Raw genomic sequence first — 16,312 nt, forward strand, 5'->3', positions numbered from 1 at the left:
CGACCAGTTCCGCCACCGACTCGCTCGGTGGGGGAACTCCGTCGTGCAGCGTCAGACTGCGGGTGCCAGGGCGACCGGGACGCGTACGAGGAGCACTCCGGGCTGCACCTCGGCGGTGATCTCGAGCCCTTCGCCGACGGGGTCGCCGTCGAGCTGCATCGGCATCGGCTTCTCCGCGCGGATGACGACCTTGCGCCCGGTCAGCCGGCCGAGCTGCTCGTTCGTACGACGGCGTCGGCCGAGGACGCGCACGATGATCGCAAGCCAGCCGATGAAACGCTTGGGGGCGAGGACGACGACGTCGAGGGTGCCGTCGTCGATCTGCGCATCGGGCAGCAGCGGGATCCCGGCCTGGAGGAACCCGACGTTGCCGACCACGACGGTGCGGGCCCGGAACTTCGTGAACTCGCCGTCGTCGACCGAGATCTGCACCTTCATGGCGGGATAGCGCGCCGCCTTCACACCCGAGACGAAGTAGGCGAGCCAGCCGACCTTCTCCTTGAGCTGGTCATCGACACCGTTCATGATCATGGCGTCCATGCCCAGCCCCGCCATCACGAGGAAGCAGGTGTCGGTGCCGGAGTCGGTCCGGTAGGTGCCGAGGTCGATCGCCCGGTCCTGGCCGCTGAACGCGACGTCGAGGGCGTCGCGGGTGTTGAGCGGGATGTTGAGGTTGCGTGCCAGCAGGTTGCCGGTGCCGTGGGGAAGGATGCCGACAGCGACTCCCGTACGCGCGACCTCCTCGCAGACCGCCCGCACCGTGCCATCTCCACCGGCGGCGAGGATCAGGTCGACCTCGGCCTCCAGCGCGGCGAGGGCCTGGCCGTAGCCGGGGTCCTCGATCGTGGTCTCGAACCAGAGCGGCTCGCTCCAGCCGTCGCGCGCCGCCACGGTGCGTACGCGTTCCTTGAAGTCCTCGACATCGGCGATCTTGGACGGGTTGAGCACCACAGCGACCCGCTTGCGCCCCGTACCGGTCAGCACCGCGAGCTCGTGAGGCAGACGCGTTGCATCCGTGACGAGCAGGAGCCACAGGCCGAGCGTGGCGGCGACCCCGAACGAGAGGCCGGCGAGGACGTCGCTGAGGTAGTGGACACCGAGGAAGACGCGACTCGCGCCCACTCCGAGACCCAGCAGCACCAGGACGGTGATGACGATGCGACGCCACCAGCCGCGATGCGTGACGACGATCGCCATCAGGATCGCCACCGTGAAGAACATTCCCGACCCGGCCGAGTGACCGCTCGGGAAGGAGAAGCCGCCGATCTCGTGCAGCGGGTTGTCGTAGAGCGGGCGGTCACGCCGGAAGAGCAGCTTGATCAGTGCGTTGCCGCCGATCGCGACCGTGCCGCTGGCAACGATCCAGAGTGCGACGCGGCGTTCACGGCGATAGAGCGCGTACGCCGCTCCGATCGCGAGGGCGATGCCGCACCACAGGTTGCTGAAGAGGATCGCCACGCCGTCGAGGAAGTCGACGAACCCGGGGCGGCTCGCGCTGAAGTCGTATGCGGCGTCGCCGACGTTGTCGTCGAGCGACTGGAGCGGATCCCAGCCCGCCGCGACCAGGATCGCGAGCACGACGAACAACGCCGCCAGCCCGACGATGACGCGGGTCAGCACGCCGGCGCGGCTGGGCTCGGCACGACGCAGGTCGAACGACACGTCTTCCTCACTTCTTCCGGCCTCTGTGGGGTCGCCCCAGCGTATATGGAGGCTTCGAGCCGCCCAGACACGACAGATAGGCTGAGTCCGTGATCGACCCCCGAATCCTGCGAGATGACCCAGACGCCGTACGAGCAGCCCAGCGCCGCCGCGGTGAGTCCGCTGACATCGTCGACGAGCTCATCGCCGCTGAGCAAGTTCGAAGGACATCCATCGCGTCGTTCGAGGCCGTACGTGGTGAGCAGAAGAACCTCGGCAAGCTGATCCCGAAGGCACAGGGCGAGGAGAAGTCGGAGCTGCTCGCGCGTACCAAGGAGCTCAGCCAGCAGGTCAAGGACGCCGAGGCCGCGCAGGCTCAGGCCGCCGAGACGTTCGACCGCCTGATGAAGTCACTGCCCAACCTCGCCTCGGAGGAGGCGCCCGAGGGAGGAGAGGACGACTTCGTCGTGCTCGAGACCGTGGGCACGCCGCGCGACTTCGCGGCCGAGGGATTCGAGCCGCGCGATCACCTCGAGCTCGGCCAGCTGCTGGGTGCGATCGACACCGAGCGCGGAGCCAAGGTCAGCGGCGCGCGGTTCTACTTCCTCACCGGCGTGGGTGCCCAGCTCGAGCTGGCCCTCACCCAGCTCGCGATGAGCAAGGCCGCCGCATGGGGCTTCGTGCCGGTGATCCCGCCCGCGCTGGTCAAGCCCAGCGCCATGGAGGGCACCGGATATCTCGGACAGGGCTCGGGCGACGACGTCTACTACCTGGAGAAGGACGACCTCTACCTCGTCGGTACGTCGGAGGTCCCGCTCGCGGCCTATCACTCCGACGAGATCCTCGAGGCCGAGTCGCTGCCGAGGCGCTATGCCGCGTTCAGCCCCTGCTACCGCCGCGAGGCCGGCTCGTACGGCAAGGACACCCGCGGCATCTTCCGCGTGCACTGGTTCGACAAGGTCGAGATGTTCGTCTACACGACGCTCGAGGAGTCCTATGCGGAGCACGAGCGCATCCTGGCCTGGGAGAAGGAGTGGCTCGACGGGCTCGAGCTGCCCTACCGCGTCATCGATGTCGCCTCGGGCGACCTCGGACTGTCGGCGATCCGCAAGTTCGACTGCGAGGCGTGGATACCGACGCAGGGCAAGTACCGCGAGGTCTCCTCGACGTCCAACACGACCCAGTTCCAGACCCGCCGGCTCGACATCCGGGTTCGCGGCGAGGAAGGTACGGCGCCGGCCGCGACGCTCAACGGCACGCTCTGCGCCATGACCCGCACGGTCATCGCGCTGCTCGAGAACGGTCAGCAGGCCGACGGCTCCGTACGTCTGCCGCCCGCCCTACATCCCTACCTCGGCGAGGTCCTGAGGCCGCTCGCGTGAGCTGGCGACCCAAGCTCGTCGCGCTCGACGTCGACGGCACGCTGGTCGACGGCATGAACGTGATGTCGCCTGCGGTGCGCGAGACGGTACGCGGGATCCGCGACTCGGGCATCGAGACCGTCATCACGACGGGTCGCGCGATCCCGGGCGTGCTCAACACCGCGGCCCTGCTCGATTTCGACGACGCGTACGCGATCGCCAGCAACGGCGCGATCGTGTTCACCTACAACCCGGTCGAGATCCTCAACCTGGTGACGTTCGACGCCAGCGAGGCCGTACGCCGCGTGCTCGAGAACGTGCCGGACGCGCTCGTCGCGGTCGAGGACATCGGCGTGGGCTACCGGCTCAACCAGCCGTTTCCCGAGGGTGAGATCAACGGGAAGATGACGGTCGAGTCCGTCGAGTCGCTGATCGCCGAGCCCGTCACCCGTGTCGTGATCCGCGCTCCGGACCACAGCCAGGAGGAGTTCGCCCGGCTAGTCGACGACCTCGGGCTGACCGACACCAACTACTACATCGGCTACACCGCCTGGCTCGACCTCGCGCCCGAGGGTGTCAGCAAGGCGTCGGGGCTCACCTATCTGTGTGACCGGCTCGGCATCGACGCCGCCGATGTGCTCGCAGTGGGTGACGGCAACAACGACGTCGAGATGCTCAAGTGGGCCGGTCGAGGTGTCGCGATGGGTCACGGCCCCGCGGCGCTGCTCGAGGTGGCGGATGCCGTCACCGGCACGATCGACGAAGACGGCCTCGTCACCGAGCTGCAGCGATACCTCTAGGCCCGCCGGGGACCGCTGCTTCACACCCAAAAGTTCCCACCGGCAGGGAGTGTCGCCTGACTCGCGGGCCGCTGCCACCGTCCTGACGGCACCATCGGCCGCTCGCTTAACCGGCGCCCCTGCCGGCGAGACCTCTAGGATGACAAGGTGCCGACCGACCCACAGGAGTGACCGTGCAACCGTCCGAATTTCTTCGGCTCGTCGCCCGAGGCCGGTGGATCATCCTGATCGCTGCCGCGGTGGGTCTGGTCATGGCGATCATCGTCAGCGCCACGACCGCGACGAAATACACCGCCTCGACGGAGATCTACTTCAGTGCGTCCGGAGGGCCGGAGGGCCAGGACCTCGCGTATGCATCGACGTACGCGCAGGCCCGCATCCCCAACTTCAAGGCGCTGGCGAAGTCGTCCAGCGTGCTCGAGCCGGCCGCGGCTCAGGCGGGTGGCGAGCTGACAGCGGGTGAGCTCGGCGCCGAGCTGTCGGTGTCCACCAGCCTCACCTCCACCGTCATCGGCATCTCGGTGACGGACGCCTCGGCCGAGACGGCGGCGGCTGCCGCCAATGCCGTCAGCACGATCCTCATCGAGCAGGTCGGCAAGCTCGAGAAGCCCGGAGGGGACGCGCCGTCGCCGATCGAGGGCACTGTCGTGAGCGCGGCGGGCGTACCCGACTCACCCAGCGTCCCCAGCTGGCCGCTCAACCTGATCGTCGGCCTGATCGCAGGTCTCATCGTCGGCGTGGGCAGCGTCATCGTGCGCGAGATGCTGGCGGCGATTCGAGCAGCCGACGCGAACGGCTCCTGATGTCGCGGCTCGGCCGGGCGTGGCAGCATCTCGGGGAGGTGCTCTACAACGCCGTGTGGACCTACGTCCCGTCCCACAACGTCCGCATCCTCGCGCTGCGGACGTGGGGGGCGAAGGTGGGCAAGGACTGCTCCCTCCTGCGCGGCACGACGGTCCTGTCGATCGCCCACCTCACGCTGGGTGACGCTGTGTCGATCGGCTTCCGTTGTGTCCTCGACGCCCGTGGCGGCATCACGATCGGCTCCAACACCGTTCTCGCCAGCGACACTCACCTGGTGACGGGACGCCACGACATCCACTCGCCCGACTTCATCGCGATCCTCGAGCCGATCGTCGTCGAGGAGTACGTCTGGCTGGCGATCCGCACGACGGTCCTGGCCGGTGTCACGATCGGCCGCGGGGCCGTCGTGAGCGCCTGCTCGCTGGTCAAGGACGACGTGCTGGCGATGGACGTCGTCGCCGGCGTACCCGCCGTCTCGATCGGCACCCGCCGCTCGACACTCGACTACCGACCGGCCTTCCGGCCGCTGTTCTACTGAGCTGCCCGTGCCGGACCTGAGGGAGGCGACGCTCCTCCACCTCGCGCCGCACGCCGGTACGTCCGGCGTCGGCGATCACGCCGATGACTTCGTCGCGGCGGTGACCCCGCACCTGGGTGAGGTCGTCGAGCTCCGGCACGGCCCGCCGCGCGGTGACAGCATCCGTGACGTGCTGCGCTTCCGCCGGCGGGTGCGCGCCGCAGTCAAGGCGCGCCAGGGCCGCACCGTCATCGTGCACGCTGAGCTCAGCGGTGGTGCGATCGCGCCGCTGTGGGCGTGCGCCGGCCTCACGGGAGTCCGGCGCTCCGCGACGTTCCACGACGCGCCGCGGCCGGTCTGGTACCCCTACCTCACCCGGGGCCTCTCCCGGATCCGCCTGATGTCGTACGCGGTGCACCGTCCGCTCAACTGGCTGACGATCAGGCTCGAGCGCCGGCTGATGCGCCACGTCGACCTGTTCGCGCTCAGCGACGAGGGCGTCGACTCGATGCAGCGCCTCCGGATGGGCCGGTCGCAGCACGTCAGCCACCTCCTGGTCGCGGAGCGCCCGGCCATCGCTCCGGCGGGTGACCGACCCAACGCGGTCGGACTGTTCGGCCACGTCTACACCGGCAAGGGCTTCGAGAAGCTGCACCAGCTCCGCGCCGCGCTGGATCCCGACATCGTGCTGCGGGTCGCCGGTCGTGGCACCGAGGCATTGCCGAACGTCGACGGTGTCGAGGTCCTGGGTGCCGTCGAGGGCAGCGCCGAGGACGAGTTCTTCGCGTCGATCCGGGTGCTGCTGCTGCCGTACGACCGGCGCTACGTCTACGGCATGGAGGCGTTCCCGGCGTCGAGCGTCCTGATGCGCGCGGTCTCGTACGTCACGCCGTCGGTGAGCCTCGCCGTCACCAACCTGGTCAGCGCTGCGGCGGCCGGGGCGACGATCGCGGTGGAGGGCGATGCCACCGCGCTGGCCCGTGCCGCCGCCGAGCTGGTCGGCGACCCGGCCGCGATGGACCGAGCGGTCAAGGACCTCCAGGCATTCGCCGACACCCAGACCGCCGACTCCGCGGTCCAGCCGTTCCTGCGGGTGTGGTCGGCATGATCAAGAGGCTGTGGAGCCGCAACTCCCTCGACACCGCCGTGGCGAGCGGATGGATGTACGGCGGCCGAGTCGTCGGCCTGGCGTGGGCCGTGCTGATGGCGCGCGAGCTGGGCATCTCGACGTACGGCACCTACGCCATCGCGATCGCGCTGTCGGCGCTGATCGCGATCCCGCTCGACCACTACTTCATCGTCCGCGGGCCGCGAGTCGGCACCGCGACGTTCCTCGGCGACCGGTCGACACGACTCGGCGGCGGCGTCCTGCTGCTCGTGGTGGGCGCGGCCCTGCTGCCGGCCGGTTTCATGGGCGGTTTCTCGATCGGCAAGGCCGGCGCCGAGATCGCGTTCAACGCCGCCAAGAGCGAGCCGATCCGCGACGGCCACCCGGCGCTGGCCTACCGGCGCGACACCGCGCGCCAGGTGCTCAGCGCCGTGATCACGGCGGCGTACTTCCTCAACGCCGACGACCCAAGCCTCGAGGTCATCGGCGCTCTGACACTCGTGAGCTTCGTCCCGTTCCTGGTGCGCGCGGGCTTCGAAGCGCGAGGCCACCGGGCGATCCGCCCGGAGATGACGCTGCGCACCGCCGCGATCATCGGCGAGGCGGTGGGCGGTGCGGTCTACTCGCAGGCTGACATCGTGCTCGTCGGCTCATTGGCGTCACACGCCTCGGCGGGCTACTACGCGTACGGCAGCCTGCTGGTCTGGTCGTTGGCCGCGGTCGGCCAGAACTACAGCTACACGTTCAACGCCACCCTGCGCGAGGCCGACGGTCATCGCCATGCTGGTCCGGCCCTGCGCCCGACGACCCTGCTGTCGGTCGGCCTCGGGCTGCTGGTGGCGGTGGTCGCGGTGGTGATGGCCGTGTCGGGCGCGCCGCACGAGCTGTGGGTGACGTTCGCGATCCTTGCGCCCGTCACGGTGCTCCGCACCATGAGCAGCGTCTTCACCACGGTGCTCATGGTGCAGCACCGCGACCAGTTCCGTACCGCCGTCACGTGGCTGTCGGCCGGCGTGAAGTTCGCGATCCTCGTGCTCATCGCGACGCACGGCAGCCCCGCCGCGGCTGTCGCGTTCCTGGTCTCCGACCTGGTCTTGACGTCGATCTACGGACTCGCGGTGCACCGCAGTCCCGAGGTAGGGGCGGGAGGTGTGCGCGATGCGCGTGGCATTCCTCCTGTCGAAGGACCCAACGACGACCCACGGTGGTGACCTCACGATCTCCCGTGAGCTGATGGACATCAGCCGTACGACGCACGACACCGTGTGCGTCTGCCTGTCTCCCGATGTCACCGCGACTGAGGTCGGCGCCGAGCTGATCCGGGTCCCGAAGCCGGAGGTCGCCGGCTTGTCGATCGGCCTGATGAGCCTGCGTCGCCGGCACAGCCTCGTGCACACCCGGTTCGACCACGACGCGTACGTCGACGCCCTCAACGGGGTCGAGGCCGACGTGTACGTCGCCGACCACAGCTACATGGCCGAGCCCTTCCTGCGTTCCCGCTGGGCGGGTTCAGCCAAGCTGCTGATCAACACCGTGATCTCCGAGTCCCTGGTGTGGTCGCAGACCCGTGGCCTCACCGGCAGGATCGACAGCGCACGCATCCGCCGCGACGAGCTCCGTGTTGCCCGCGCCGCGCACGGCGTCGGCACGTACGACGCCGAGGAGGCTGCTTACTACCGCGAGCACGGCGTGCCCGCTGCCCGGTGGCTCGACATCACGCTCCCGCCCAAGCCGGCGGTCGACGTGAGCGCCACCCGTCAACGCCTCGCGTTCGTCGGCGAGCGGGCCTGGCCACCCAACCATCACGCCTTTGTCCGGCTGCTGGAGTGGTGGCCCGAGATCAGCGCCGGGCTGCCTGGCGCCGAGCTCGTCGTCGTCGGCAACCGCCACACCGAGGCGCGACTGCCTGACGGGGTCAGCGACCTCGGATTCGTCGACGACCTCGACGCCGTGCTGGCGACCTGTCGCGGCATCGCCGCACCGGTCGAGACCGGTGGCGGCGTGCGGGTCAAGATCCTCGACGCGGCCAGCCGCGGACTTCCGGTCGTGGCGACCAGCGAGGCGGTGGGGTCGCTGTCCTCGGTGTTCGACATCGCGCGCCACGACGACCGGGCGTCGTTCGTCGCCGCCTGCCGCGAGCTGCTGACCGACGTCAACGCCGCCGCCGGCGAAGGGCGGCGCATCCATGCGGTCAACGCCGGGCGCTGGTCGTCCGGCACACCCCAGAAGACCTTCCTCGACTGGCTTGCCTCATGAGCGCCATCGCGACGTCGGCTCGTACCACCGCCATCCCGGCGGTCGTCACCGCCGCCGTGGTCGCCGGGCTGCTCGGACCCGGCTCGCTCCCCAAGCTCTCGGCGCTGCTGCTGATCGGCGTCGTCGGCTTCTCGGTGCTGCTCGTACGTGAGCGGATCGTCTTCAACCTCACGGCGTTCGTCATCGCCGGCGCACCGCTCGTCCCGGCACCGGGTCTCGGTGCACCGCTGATCCTGGTGCTGGGCCTCGCGGTCTGGGCGGCGCTGCTGGCATCTCCGCGAGCCGTCATCCGGTTCGGATGGGTCGAGGCGTTCGTCGCGCTGACGATCGTCGTGGCCGGCATCTCGATGCTGATGACGAGCGCCGATGGGGCCTCGATCGTCGAGCTCGGCCGCTGGGCCATCGCGTTCTCGCTGGTCATCCCGCTGCGGATGATCCACCCCGCCGACCTCACGTCGTTGGGCCGCTGGTTCGTCGCCGGAGGCTGCTTCGGTGCGGTCGTCGGCCTGCTGCTGTTCGTGATCGACCGGCAGGGCCAGCTGCTCAACCGCCTCTCGGCCTTCGGCTATGACACCAAGGGCGGCAACCTGCGCCTGGTGCGCGGCTCGGAGTCCGAGGCGGTGCGGCTGACCGGCACGTACGTCGACCCCAACATGGGTGCGCTGGTGCTGACCATCGCACTGGTGCTTGCGGTGGTGCTGCTCCGCGGCCTGCCGCGGATCGCGGCCTCCGGCCTTCTCGGCGTCGCGATCCTGCTGACCCTGAGCCGCGCCTCGATCGCCACCGTCGCCGTCGCGCTGCTCGTCCTCGTGGTCGCCGGGCGCATACCGCTCAAGCCGCGCCTCGCGCTCAGTGCCGTGGTCGCCGCGGGTGTGATCATCGCGCTGTCGATCCCGGTCGTACGAGAGCGGCTCCTCGACTCGTTCGGCCCCAACGACACCGGGTCGCAGGCGCGTTGGGCGGCGCTCGCCGACTTCCGCCGCTCGATGGACGACCACTGGTGGTTCGGCCTCGGATGGGGCATCGACGCGTTCCGTGACCCGGCGGCCGGGGTCAAGGTCAACTACGTCGCCAATGCACCGCTGCTCACGGTCTATCGCGCCGGGATCATCGTCGGCGCGGCATTCGTGATGTTGCTGGTCGGCGCGGTGCTGCGGTCGATCACGCTGCTGCGACGCGGCACGTTCGCGCAGGCGACCGTCGCGGCGGCGATGTTCGCGCTGTGCCTGGTCGCGCTGCAGCTCGACTTCTCGGTGGCGCTGCTCCCGCCGGCCACCATGGCGTTCGGGGTGCTGCTGGCATTCGTCACGCACCCACGCTGGAAGGGCGACGACTCCGACGCAGCGGTGCGGCAGTGACGACGCCCACGACGAGGTCGAGGCTGATCGGTCTCGACGGACCGCGCGGGATGGCGTGCCTGTGCGTCATGTCGGTGCACGTCATCGGTTTCTTCGCGCCGAAGCAGATGGAGGCCGGTCGCCTCAACTACCTCGCGGAGGCGATCGTCTTCTTCTTCGCGCTGTCGGGCTTCCTCATCTACCTGCCGTTCGTGCGTGCGTACGCCGCAGGCCAGCCGATGCCGGGCCTGCGCCGTTACTCGTCCCAGCGGATCCGCCGGGTCTATCCCGGATATGTCGTGATCTTCCTGGTCGCCAACCTGGTGCTCGCCGCGGTGTACGTCGGCAGCGCCACGACGACCGCGGTGGCGGGAACCGACGACGGCTCGGGCCGCATCACCTCGCCCGGCCGCCTGTTGGCCCACCTGACGCTGGTGCAGAACCTGTCGGCCGACGAGCTGCAGACCGGCATCGCCCCGTCGTGGTCGCTGACCACCGAGCTCAGCTTCTACATCCTTCTGCCGGTCCTGGTGTGGCTGTTCCTGCGCGGCAGGCCCGGCCGAGCACCCCGCCTGGGCATTGCGCTGCTCCCGGCGATCGCGATGGCCGTCATCGGCGTCGTCGGCAAGATCGTGACGGCTCAGCTGCAGACGCAGCGACCGCCGATGTCGGTCTACGACGCGGAGTTCGGGCCCAACGCGATCGCGGTGCTGTCGCGGAGCATCGTCGTGATCGCCGACAACTTCGCGTACGGCATGGTCGCGGTCGTGCTGTTCGTGTGGATGGAGCGGGGCGGACTGCGCCGCATCACGGCCCGCAAGCTGTGGCTGGTGTGCGCACCGGGCTGGGTGTTCTTCCTGTTCGTGTCGCTGGTGCTGAGCAATCTCGGGTCGCGCTTCACCGGCACCGCGCTCGCGATCGCCTCGGGCCTGTTCCTGGTGCTCGTCACGGAGCCCTCAGCCCGTGGCCGCAACGCCTGGCTGGGGCGTCTGGTCGACGTCGTACCCCTGCGGTTCATCGGCAAGATCTCGCTGAGCGTCTATCTGTGGCACTACCCCGTGATCCTGCTCGTCGCCCGCCACGACCTGGCGGGGTCCGACACGACCGGAGGCATGCTGGTGTCGCTCGCGCTGGTCTCGGCGGTCACGATCGCGTTGTCGATGCTGACCTATCACTTCGTCGAGGCTCCGGCGATGCGTGGCGGGCGGGCGACGGCCCGTACGGTGACCGCGGCGTGAACGCGACCCCGATCCCCCAGCTCACCGGACTTCGCACGGTCGGTGCCGTGTGGGTCGTCATGCTCCACACCCTGAGCCTGACGATCGCCCTGTGGCCCGAGTGGTCGAAGGTGTCGCGGCTGGCCCTCGGCGGCAACCTGGGCGTCGACCTGTTCTTCCTGCTGAGCGGCTTCATCATCACGCACAACTACCTCGCCGACCTCGGGACCGGCTCCGTACGACGGGCGCTCCACTTCTGGGGGCTCCGGCTCGCCCGGCTCTATCCGGTGTTCCTGCTCGCCATGGTGGCGTGGGCGGTCTTCCTCATCATGCAGAGCCCTCGCGAGAGCGGCCTGTTCGACGGTGCCCTGAGCCCCCGCAACGTCGTGATGAACCTTCTCCTGCTCAACCACGTCCCACCCGCCTCGTCGATCGCATCGACGTCATGGTCGGTGTGCCTCGAGTTCGGCGCCTACCTCGCCTTCCCCTTCCTCGCGGTGCTGCTCGTACGCATCCGCTCAGCACTCCTGGCCGCCGCGCTGGCAGCTGCCGTGCTCGCCGGTGGCGTCCTGCTGCTGATCCGGCTCGACGTGCAGTCGTTCGAGTTCTTCACCTATCGGGTCGGCTGGGTGCGGCTCGCCTTCGAGTTCCTCGCCGGATGCCTGCTGTACGTCGCATGGAGCCTCAGCGGCCGGTGGCGCGAGGGCCGGTCCTGGGACATCGCGTTCGTCGCGGCGGCGATCGGGATCGTGTACGCCTGCTGGCACGAGGACCCCAACCATCCGGGATTCTTCCCGTTGGCCGCGGTGCCGTTGCTTGCCGTCGTCGTGGTGGCGTGCGCCGGCTCGACGGGTGTCGTCCGGAGCCTGTTCTCGACCGGGCCGATGATGTGGATGGGCCGGATCTCCTACTCCCTCTACATGACGCACTTCTTCACGCTGGCGCTCATCACCAACGGGCTGCACGAGTGGTGGGTGCGTTGGCCGCCGCCTGCCGTGGTGCGCGACGTGACGCCGATCCTGATCTTCGCGGTGATCATCGCGGTCGCCGCGGGCGTCTACCACCTGGTCGAAGAACCCGCCCGCCGCCGGCTCCGCCACACCGTCGACCGCCTCGGGCCTCGCGTACGCTCGGACGGGTGACCAGTCAGCGCCCGACCGTGGCGATCGCGCACGACTACCTCACGCAGCGAGGTGGCGCCGAGCGTGTCGTGCTCGCGATGGCGGCGGCGTTCCCCGAGGCGCCGATCTACACGACGCTCTACGAACCGCGTGACACTTTTCCCGAGTTCGGCGACCTGACGATCAAGACGTCGTGGCTCAACCGCATCCGGCTGTTCCGGCGCCACCACCGCCTGGCGCTGCCGTTCCTTCCGCTCGCCGCGTCGTCGACCCGCATAGACGCCGACGTCGTTCTGGTCAGCAGCAGCGGGTGGGCGCACGGATTCCGTACGCCCGGCCGCAAGGTCGTCTACTGCTACTCGCCGGCGCGGTGGCTCTACCAGTCCCGCCGCTACCTCGGCGACAAGCCGTCGTTCATCGAGTCGCTGGGCCTGTGGGTGCTGCGGCCGCTGCTGATCCGCTGGGATCGCCGGGCCGCCCGCAGCGCCCACGCGTACGTCGCGATCTCGTCGATCGCGCAGGATCGCATCCTCATCGAGTACGACCGCTCGTCCGTCGTCATTCCCGCGCCGCGCCCCAACACCGTGGCGCGGCCGCCCGAACCGATGCCGGACGTCGTCGACTGGCTCGACGGCGACGCGTTCGAGCTGTGCATCTCGCGGCTGCTGCCCTACAAGAACGTCAGCACGATCGTCGAGGCCTACGCGTCCGAGCCGCGCCGCAAGCTCGTCATCGTCGGCAAGGGCCCGCAGGCCGACGAGCTCCGGGCCATGGCGACCGACAACGTGCGGATCCTCGAGAGCATCACCGACGGCCAGATCTCGTGGCTCTACCGGCAGTCGCGTGCGCTCGTCGCGATCAGCTACGAGGACTTCGGACTGACCCCGCTCGAGGCGGCGTCGTTCGGCAAGCCCAGCCTGGTCCTTCGATGGGGCGGCTACATCGAGACGATGGTCGACGGCGTCACGGCGGTGTTCATCCCCGAGCCGACCGTCGCAGGCGTACGCGAGGGCCTGAGCCGACTCGACTCCCAGGAATGGGACGAGTCACGCATCACCGAGCACGCCGACCGCTACGCCGAAGAGGTCTTCGTCGATGCGATCCGCGAGCTGGTGAAACAGCAGTCTGACTAGGCGACCTGACTCGACTCGAGTGCGTCGAAGCAGTCGAGCACGTCGTCGATGGTCGGCAGCGCCTTGACGGTCGCGTGACCCGAGGCGGCTTCCTGCTTCATCTCGCGGGCACGACGCATGTGGCGCTTGATGGTGGAGGTCGAGCAGTCGAGGCGCTCGGCCAGCTGCCCGCAGGTGTCCTTGGGGTAGGCGTGCCGCATCATCATCACGGCATCGTGGCTCAGTGGCCCACCACCCACGCGCGCCCCGCCGAACGGGAACGCCGGCTGCATGACCTGGATCCCGAGCTCGGCCCGCATCTTGTGGCGGTCGGTCTCTGTGGTGCAGGCGACAAAGCCTGACACGTCCATCTCGACGACCGCCCGATACAGGCAGTCGACCATCAGCGGACATCCCGCGCACTTGCGATGTGCGGCTGCCCGCTTGGCGGTCAGCTGCTCCCATTCGGAAGCCGAGACCTCGTGCCGGGCCGGTGGGTTGTGCAGGTGTTCATCGTGGAAAACCTCCGGCTCGAAAATGCACGGAGGCGTCGTCGTTTCATTGACGATGGTCATGGGCTCCCTCTTCCCAATCGACTGCCGCCACGACTTCTCCCCGGTGGCGTCAGCTCACATCGATGTTCATCCTAGAGGTACATTCCGTTCGGGTCGTCAGACGAGCCTGTTGTAGTCGAATCGTCACCTTTGGCGTCGTTTGGACCCGGTAGGGCCAGCCGCATGTTCTGGAACTGGGCCTGGGCCTGCACCTGCTGCGCATACAACGCCGCCTGGATGCCGTGGAACAGTCCTTCGAGCCACCCGACCAGTTGCGCCTGGGCGATGCGCAGCTCTCCTTCGGACGGGGTCTCGTCGTTGAACGGCAGGCTGAGGCGTTCCAGCTCGTCGACCAGCTCGGGGGCGAGGCCGTCCTCGAGCTCCTTGATCGACTGCAGGTGGATGTCGCGGAGACGTACGCGGCTCGCCTCGTCCAGCGGGGCGGCCTTCACCTCGTCGAGGAGCTGGCGAATCATCCCGCCGATGCGCATGACCTTGGCGGGTTGCGCGACGAGGTCGCCGAGCGACGTCTCGGATGTGGGTGCGGGTACGGGCTGTCCGTCGGGGCCGATGATCTCCGGCTTCTGCTCTTCGGTCATGTCTTCACCCTAGCGAGCGAGAAACCGACGGACTGCCACGCCTGATCAGAGGGTCAGCAGGACCTTGCCGGTGTGTGACGAGTCCTCCAGCACCTGGTGGGCGGTACGTACGTCCTCGAGTGGAAAGGTGGTGTGGATGATCGGACGTACCGTGCCGTCGGCGACCAGCGGCCACACCTGTGCCACCATCGCCGAGATGATCGCCGCCTTCTCGGCCGACGGGCGAGCGCGCAACGACGTCGCCATCACGGCGGCCCGCTTGGTCAGCAGGGCGGCGATGTCGAGCTCGGCCTTGAGCCCGCCCTGCATCCCGATGATGACGAGCCGACCGGCCGTGGAGAGGACCGAGATGTTGGGTGCGAGGTACTTCGCACCCATGATGTCGAGGATCACGTCCGCCGTGACGCCCTGCTCCTTGAGCACCTCCGCGAAGTCCTGCTCGCGGTAGTTGATGACGATGTCGGCGCCCAGCTCGCGGCAGAACTCTGCCTTCTCCTCCGAGCCGACCGTCACCACGACGCGGGCGCCGAACGCCTTGCCCAGCTGGATCGCCATCGTGCCGATGCCGCTGCCGCCGCCGTGGACCAGCAGCGTCTCCCCGTTGTCGAGCTTGCCCATCATGAAGACGTTCGACCACACGGTGCACGCGACCTCCATGAGCCCGGCGGCCTCGATGAGGGAGACTCCGCGCGGGACGGCGACGACCTGTCCGGCGGGTACGACGACGTACTCCGCGTAGCCTCCACCCGTGAGCAGGGCACACACCTGGGTGCCCGGCGGGAGGTCGGTGACCCCGTCGCCGACTGCGGCGATGGAGCCGGAGCACTCGAGCCCGAGGATCGTCGACTCTCCGGGCGGCGGGTCGTAGAAGCCTCGACGCTGGAGCAGGTCGGCTCGGTTGAGGCCGGCCGCGGCCACCTCGATGAGCACCTCGCCGGGTCCGGGCTGGGGTTGGGGGACGTCGACGACCTCGAGGGCGTCGACCTCGCCGGGCTGGGAGACCACTACGGCACGCATGAACGCAGGCTACCCACCGGTTCGGCAGGCTCGTCAGGCTGCACCTGCCAAGATTGCCTCTATGCGTGTCGCACTGGTCCAGCTCGCCTCGGCGACCGACTCCGCGACCAACCGCGCTGCAATCACAGCACAGCTCGCCGATCTGGCAGCGGACGACGGGGTCGACCTGGTGGTCCTGCCCGAGGCGGCGATGTATGACTTCGGCGCCACCGACCTCGACCTGGCGCCGGCCGCGGAGCCGCTCGACGGACCCTTCGTTCGCCTGCTCACCGCCGAGGCGAGCCGGCTCGGCACCACGATCGTGGCGGGCATGTTCGAGCAGACGGACGCACTGCCCTACAACACGCTGGCGGTGGTCGACGGCGACGGGCTGCAGGCCACGTACCGCAAGATCCACCTCTATGACTCGTTCGGCTACCGCGAGTCCGACCGGCTCACTCCGGGTGAGGTCGCTCCCGTCGTGGTGCAGATCGCCGGACGGCCCGTCGGGCTGATGACGTGCTACGACCTGCGCTTCCCCGAGCACGCCCGCGCGCTGGTCGACGCCGGCGCCGAGCTGCTCGTCATACCGGCCGCCTGGGTCGCCGGCGAGCACAAGCTGCACCACTGGCGCACGCTGCTCGCGGCGCGCGCGATCGAGAACACCGTGCACGTCGCCGCCTCCGCGCAGGGCGGCGAGCGCTACACCGGGCACTCGCTGGTCATCGACCCGTGGGGCTCTACCCTTGTCGAGGCCGAGAACGATGCTGCCATCGTCCAGGCCGTCGTCGATGCTGACGAAGTCACTCGTGCGCGCGACGTCAATCCGTCGCTCGCCAATCGAAGGATCGGTGCATGACTGAGCGCCAGCGAAGGAATCAGAAGACGC

The 16,312-nt window shown here is 69.0% G+C and carries 16 protein-coding genes; 12 read left to right on the forward strand and 4 right to left on the reverse strand.

Annotated elements, in window-relative coordinates:
• Nucleotides 1-51 precede the first annotated feature (51 nt).
• Entirely contained in the window at nucleotides 52-1,662 is a 1,611-nt protein-coding gene (locus ABD683_RS07935; RefSeq protein WP_344768850.1) for a bifunctional phosphatase PAP2/diacylglycerol kinase family protein, read from the reverse strand.
• An 89-nt stretch (nucleotides 1,663-1,751) separates the two neighbouring features.
• On the opposite strand from ABD683_RS07935, the gene serS reads away from it, so the two are divergent.
• From serS to ABD683_RS07990, 11 genes are all read left to right on the forward strand, one after another.
• Nucleotides 1,752-3,023: a serine--tRNA ligase gene (serS, locus tag ABD683_RS07940; RefSeq protein ID WP_344768851.1), complete on the forward strand. Its 1,272-nt coding sequence runs from the start codon at nucleotides 1,752-1,754 to the stop codon at nucleotides 3,021-3,023.
• Complete coding sequence (locus tag ABD683_RS07945) at nucleotides 3,020-3,802, forward strand: HAD family hydrolase (protein WP_344768852.1); 783 nt, start codon at nucleotides 3,020-3,022, stop codon at nucleotides 3,800-3,802. Before serS ends, ABD683_RS07945 begins: the two co-directional genes overlap by 4 nt.
• Before the next feature lie 173 nt (nucleotides 3,803-3,975).
• Complete coding sequence (locus ABD683_RS07950) at nucleotides 3,976-4,605, forward strand: YveK family protein (protein WP_344768853.1); 630 nt, start codon at nucleotides 3,976-3,978, stop codon at nucleotides 4,603-4,605.
• Complete coding sequence (locus tag ABD683_RS07955) at nucleotides 4,605-5,144, forward strand: acyltransferase (protein ID WP_344768854.1); 540 nt, start codon at nucleotides 4,605-4,607, stop codon at nucleotides 5,142-5,144. The genes ABD683_RS07950 and ABD683_RS07955 overlap by 1 nt, the downstream gene beginning before the upstream one ends.
• 7 nt (nucleotides 5,145-5,151) lie before the next feature.
• Complete coding sequence (locus ABD683_RS07960) at nucleotides 5,152-6,231, forward strand: glycosyltransferase family protein (protein WP_344768855.1); 1,080 nt, start codon at nucleotides 5,152-5,154, stop codon at nucleotides 6,229-6,231.
• Nucleotides 6,228-7,442 carry a polysaccharide biosynthesis protein gene (locus tag ABD683_RS07965; protein ID WP_344768857.1) on the forward strand — a complete coding sequence of 405 codons (1,215 nt, stop codon included), beginning with the start codon at nucleotides 6,228-6,230 and terminating at the stop codon, nucleotides 7,440-7,442. The genes ABD683_RS07960 and ABD683_RS07965 overlap by 4 nt, the downstream gene beginning before the upstream one ends.
• The gene (locus tag ABD683_RS07970) at nucleotides 7,390-8,487 is read left to right on the forward strand and encodes a glycosyltransferase (RefSeq protein ID WP_344768859.1); all 1,098 of its coding nucleotides are present in this window, start codon (nucleotides 7,390-7,392) and stop codon (nucleotides 8,485-8,487) included. Before ABD683_RS07965 ends, ABD683_RS07970 begins: the two co-directional genes overlap by 53 nt.
• Nucleotides 8,484-9,845, forward strand: coding sequence for an O-antigen ligase family protein (locus tag ABD683_RS07975; protein WP_344768861.1), 1,362 nt, complete (start codon nucleotides 8,484-8,486; stop codon nucleotides 9,843-9,845). The genes ABD683_RS07970 and ABD683_RS07975 overlap by 4 nt, the downstream gene beginning before the upstream one ends.
• Nucleotides 9,842-11,062 (forward strand): acyltransferase family protein, encoded by a 1,221-nt coding sequence (locus ABD683_RS07980; protein ID WP_344768862.1) that lies wholly within the window; start codon nucleotides 9,842-9,844, stop codon nucleotides 11,060-11,062. Before ABD683_RS07975 ends, ABD683_RS07980 begins: the two co-directional genes overlap by 4 nt.
• Nucleotides 11,059-12,183: an acyltransferase family protein gene (locus ABD683_RS07985; RefSeq protein WP_344768864.1), complete on the forward strand. Its 1,125-nt coding sequence runs from the start codon at nucleotides 11,059-11,061 to the stop codon at nucleotides 12,181-12,183. Before ABD683_RS07980 ends, ABD683_RS07985 begins: the two co-directional genes overlap by 4 nt.
• Nucleotides 12,180-13,295, forward strand: coding sequence for a glycosyltransferase (locus ABD683_RS07990; protein WP_344768865.1), 1,116 nt, complete (start codon nucleotides 12,180-12,182; stop codon nucleotides 13,293-13,295). The genes ABD683_RS07985 and ABD683_RS07990 overlap by 4 nt, the downstream gene beginning before the upstream one ends.
• Here the strand turns inward: ABD683_RS07990 and ABD683_RS07995 are convergent.
• The 3 genes from ABD683_RS07995 to ABD683_RS08005 all read right to left on the reverse strand — a co-directional run bounded on the left by ABD683_RS07995 (nucleotide 13,292) and on the right by ABD683_RS08005 (nucleotide 15,444).
• A complete protein-coding gene (locus tag ABD683_RS07995) occupies nucleotides 13,292-13,849 on the reverse strand; it encodes a WhiB family transcriptional regulator (RefSeq protein ID WP_344768866.1) in 558 nt (185 codons plus the stop codon). The genes ABD683_RS07990 and ABD683_RS07995 overlap by 4 nt on opposite strands.
• A 71-nt stretch (nucleotides 13,850-13,920) precedes the next feature.
• Nucleotides 13,921-14,427 (reverse strand): bacterial proteasome activator family protein, encoded by a 507-nt coding sequence (locus ABD683_RS08000; RefSeq protein WP_344768868.1) that lies wholly within the window; start codon nucleotides 14,425-14,427, stop codon nucleotides 13,921-13,923.
• 45 nt (nucleotides 14,428-14,472) lie between these two features.
• Nucleotides 14,473-15,444, reverse strand: a complete 972-nt coding sequence (locus ABD683_RS08005; protein WP_344768870.1) for an NAD(P)H-quinone oxidoreductase — start codon at nucleotides 15,442-15,444, stop codon at nucleotides 14,473-14,475.
• 61 nt (nucleotides 15,445-15,505) lie between these two features.
• Here ABD683_RS08005 and ABD683_RS08010 point away from each other — a divergent pair, with 61 nt between their 5' ends.
• A complete protein-coding gene (locus ABD683_RS08010) occupies nucleotides 15,506-16,282 on the forward strand; it encodes a carbon-nitrogen hydrolase family protein (RefSeq protein WP_344768872.1) in 777 nt (258 codons plus the stop codon).
• The last annotated feature ends 30 nt before the right edge of the window (nucleotides 16,283-16,312 follow it).

This window comes from Aeromicrobium panaciterrae (assembly GCF_039537165.1).
Taxonomy (GTDB): Bacteria; Actinomycetota; Actinomycetes; order Propionibacteriales; family Nocardioidaceae; genus Aeromicrobium; species Aeromicrobium panaciterrae.

Coding starts and splice junctions, on each gene's coding strand:
- ABD683_RS07955 (WP_344768854.1), top strand. CDS start 4,605: ATGTCGCGGCTCGGCCGGGCGTGGCAGCATCTCGGGGAGGTGCTCTAC.
- ABD683_RS07965 (WP_344768857.1), top strand. CDS start 6,228: ATGATCAAGAGGCTGTGGAGCCGCAACTCCCTCGACACCGCCGTGGCG.
- ABD683_RS07970 (WP_344768859.1), top strand. CDS start 7,390: ATGCGCGTGGCATTCCTCCTGTCGAAGGACCCAACGACGACCCACGGT.
- ABD683_RS07975 (WP_344768861.1), top strand. CDS start 8,484: ATGAGCGCCATCGCGACGTCGGCTCGTACCACCGCCATCCCGGCGGTC.
- ABD683_RS07995 (WP_344768866.1), bottom strand. CDS start 13,849: ATGACCATCGTCAATGAAACGACGACGCCTCCGTGCATTTTCGAGCCG.
- ABD683_RS08000 (WP_344768868.1), bottom strand. CDS start 14,427: ATGACCGAAGAGCAGAAGCCGGAGATCATCGGCCCCGACGGACAGCCC.
- ABD683_RS08005 (WP_344768870.1), bottom strand. CDS start 15,444: ATGCGTGCCGTAGTGGTCTCCCAGCCCGGCGAGGTCGACGCCCTCGAG.
- ABD683_RS08010 (WP_344768872.1), top strand. CDS start 15,506: ATGCGTGTCGCACTGGTCCAGCTCGCCTCGGCGACCGACTCCGCGACC.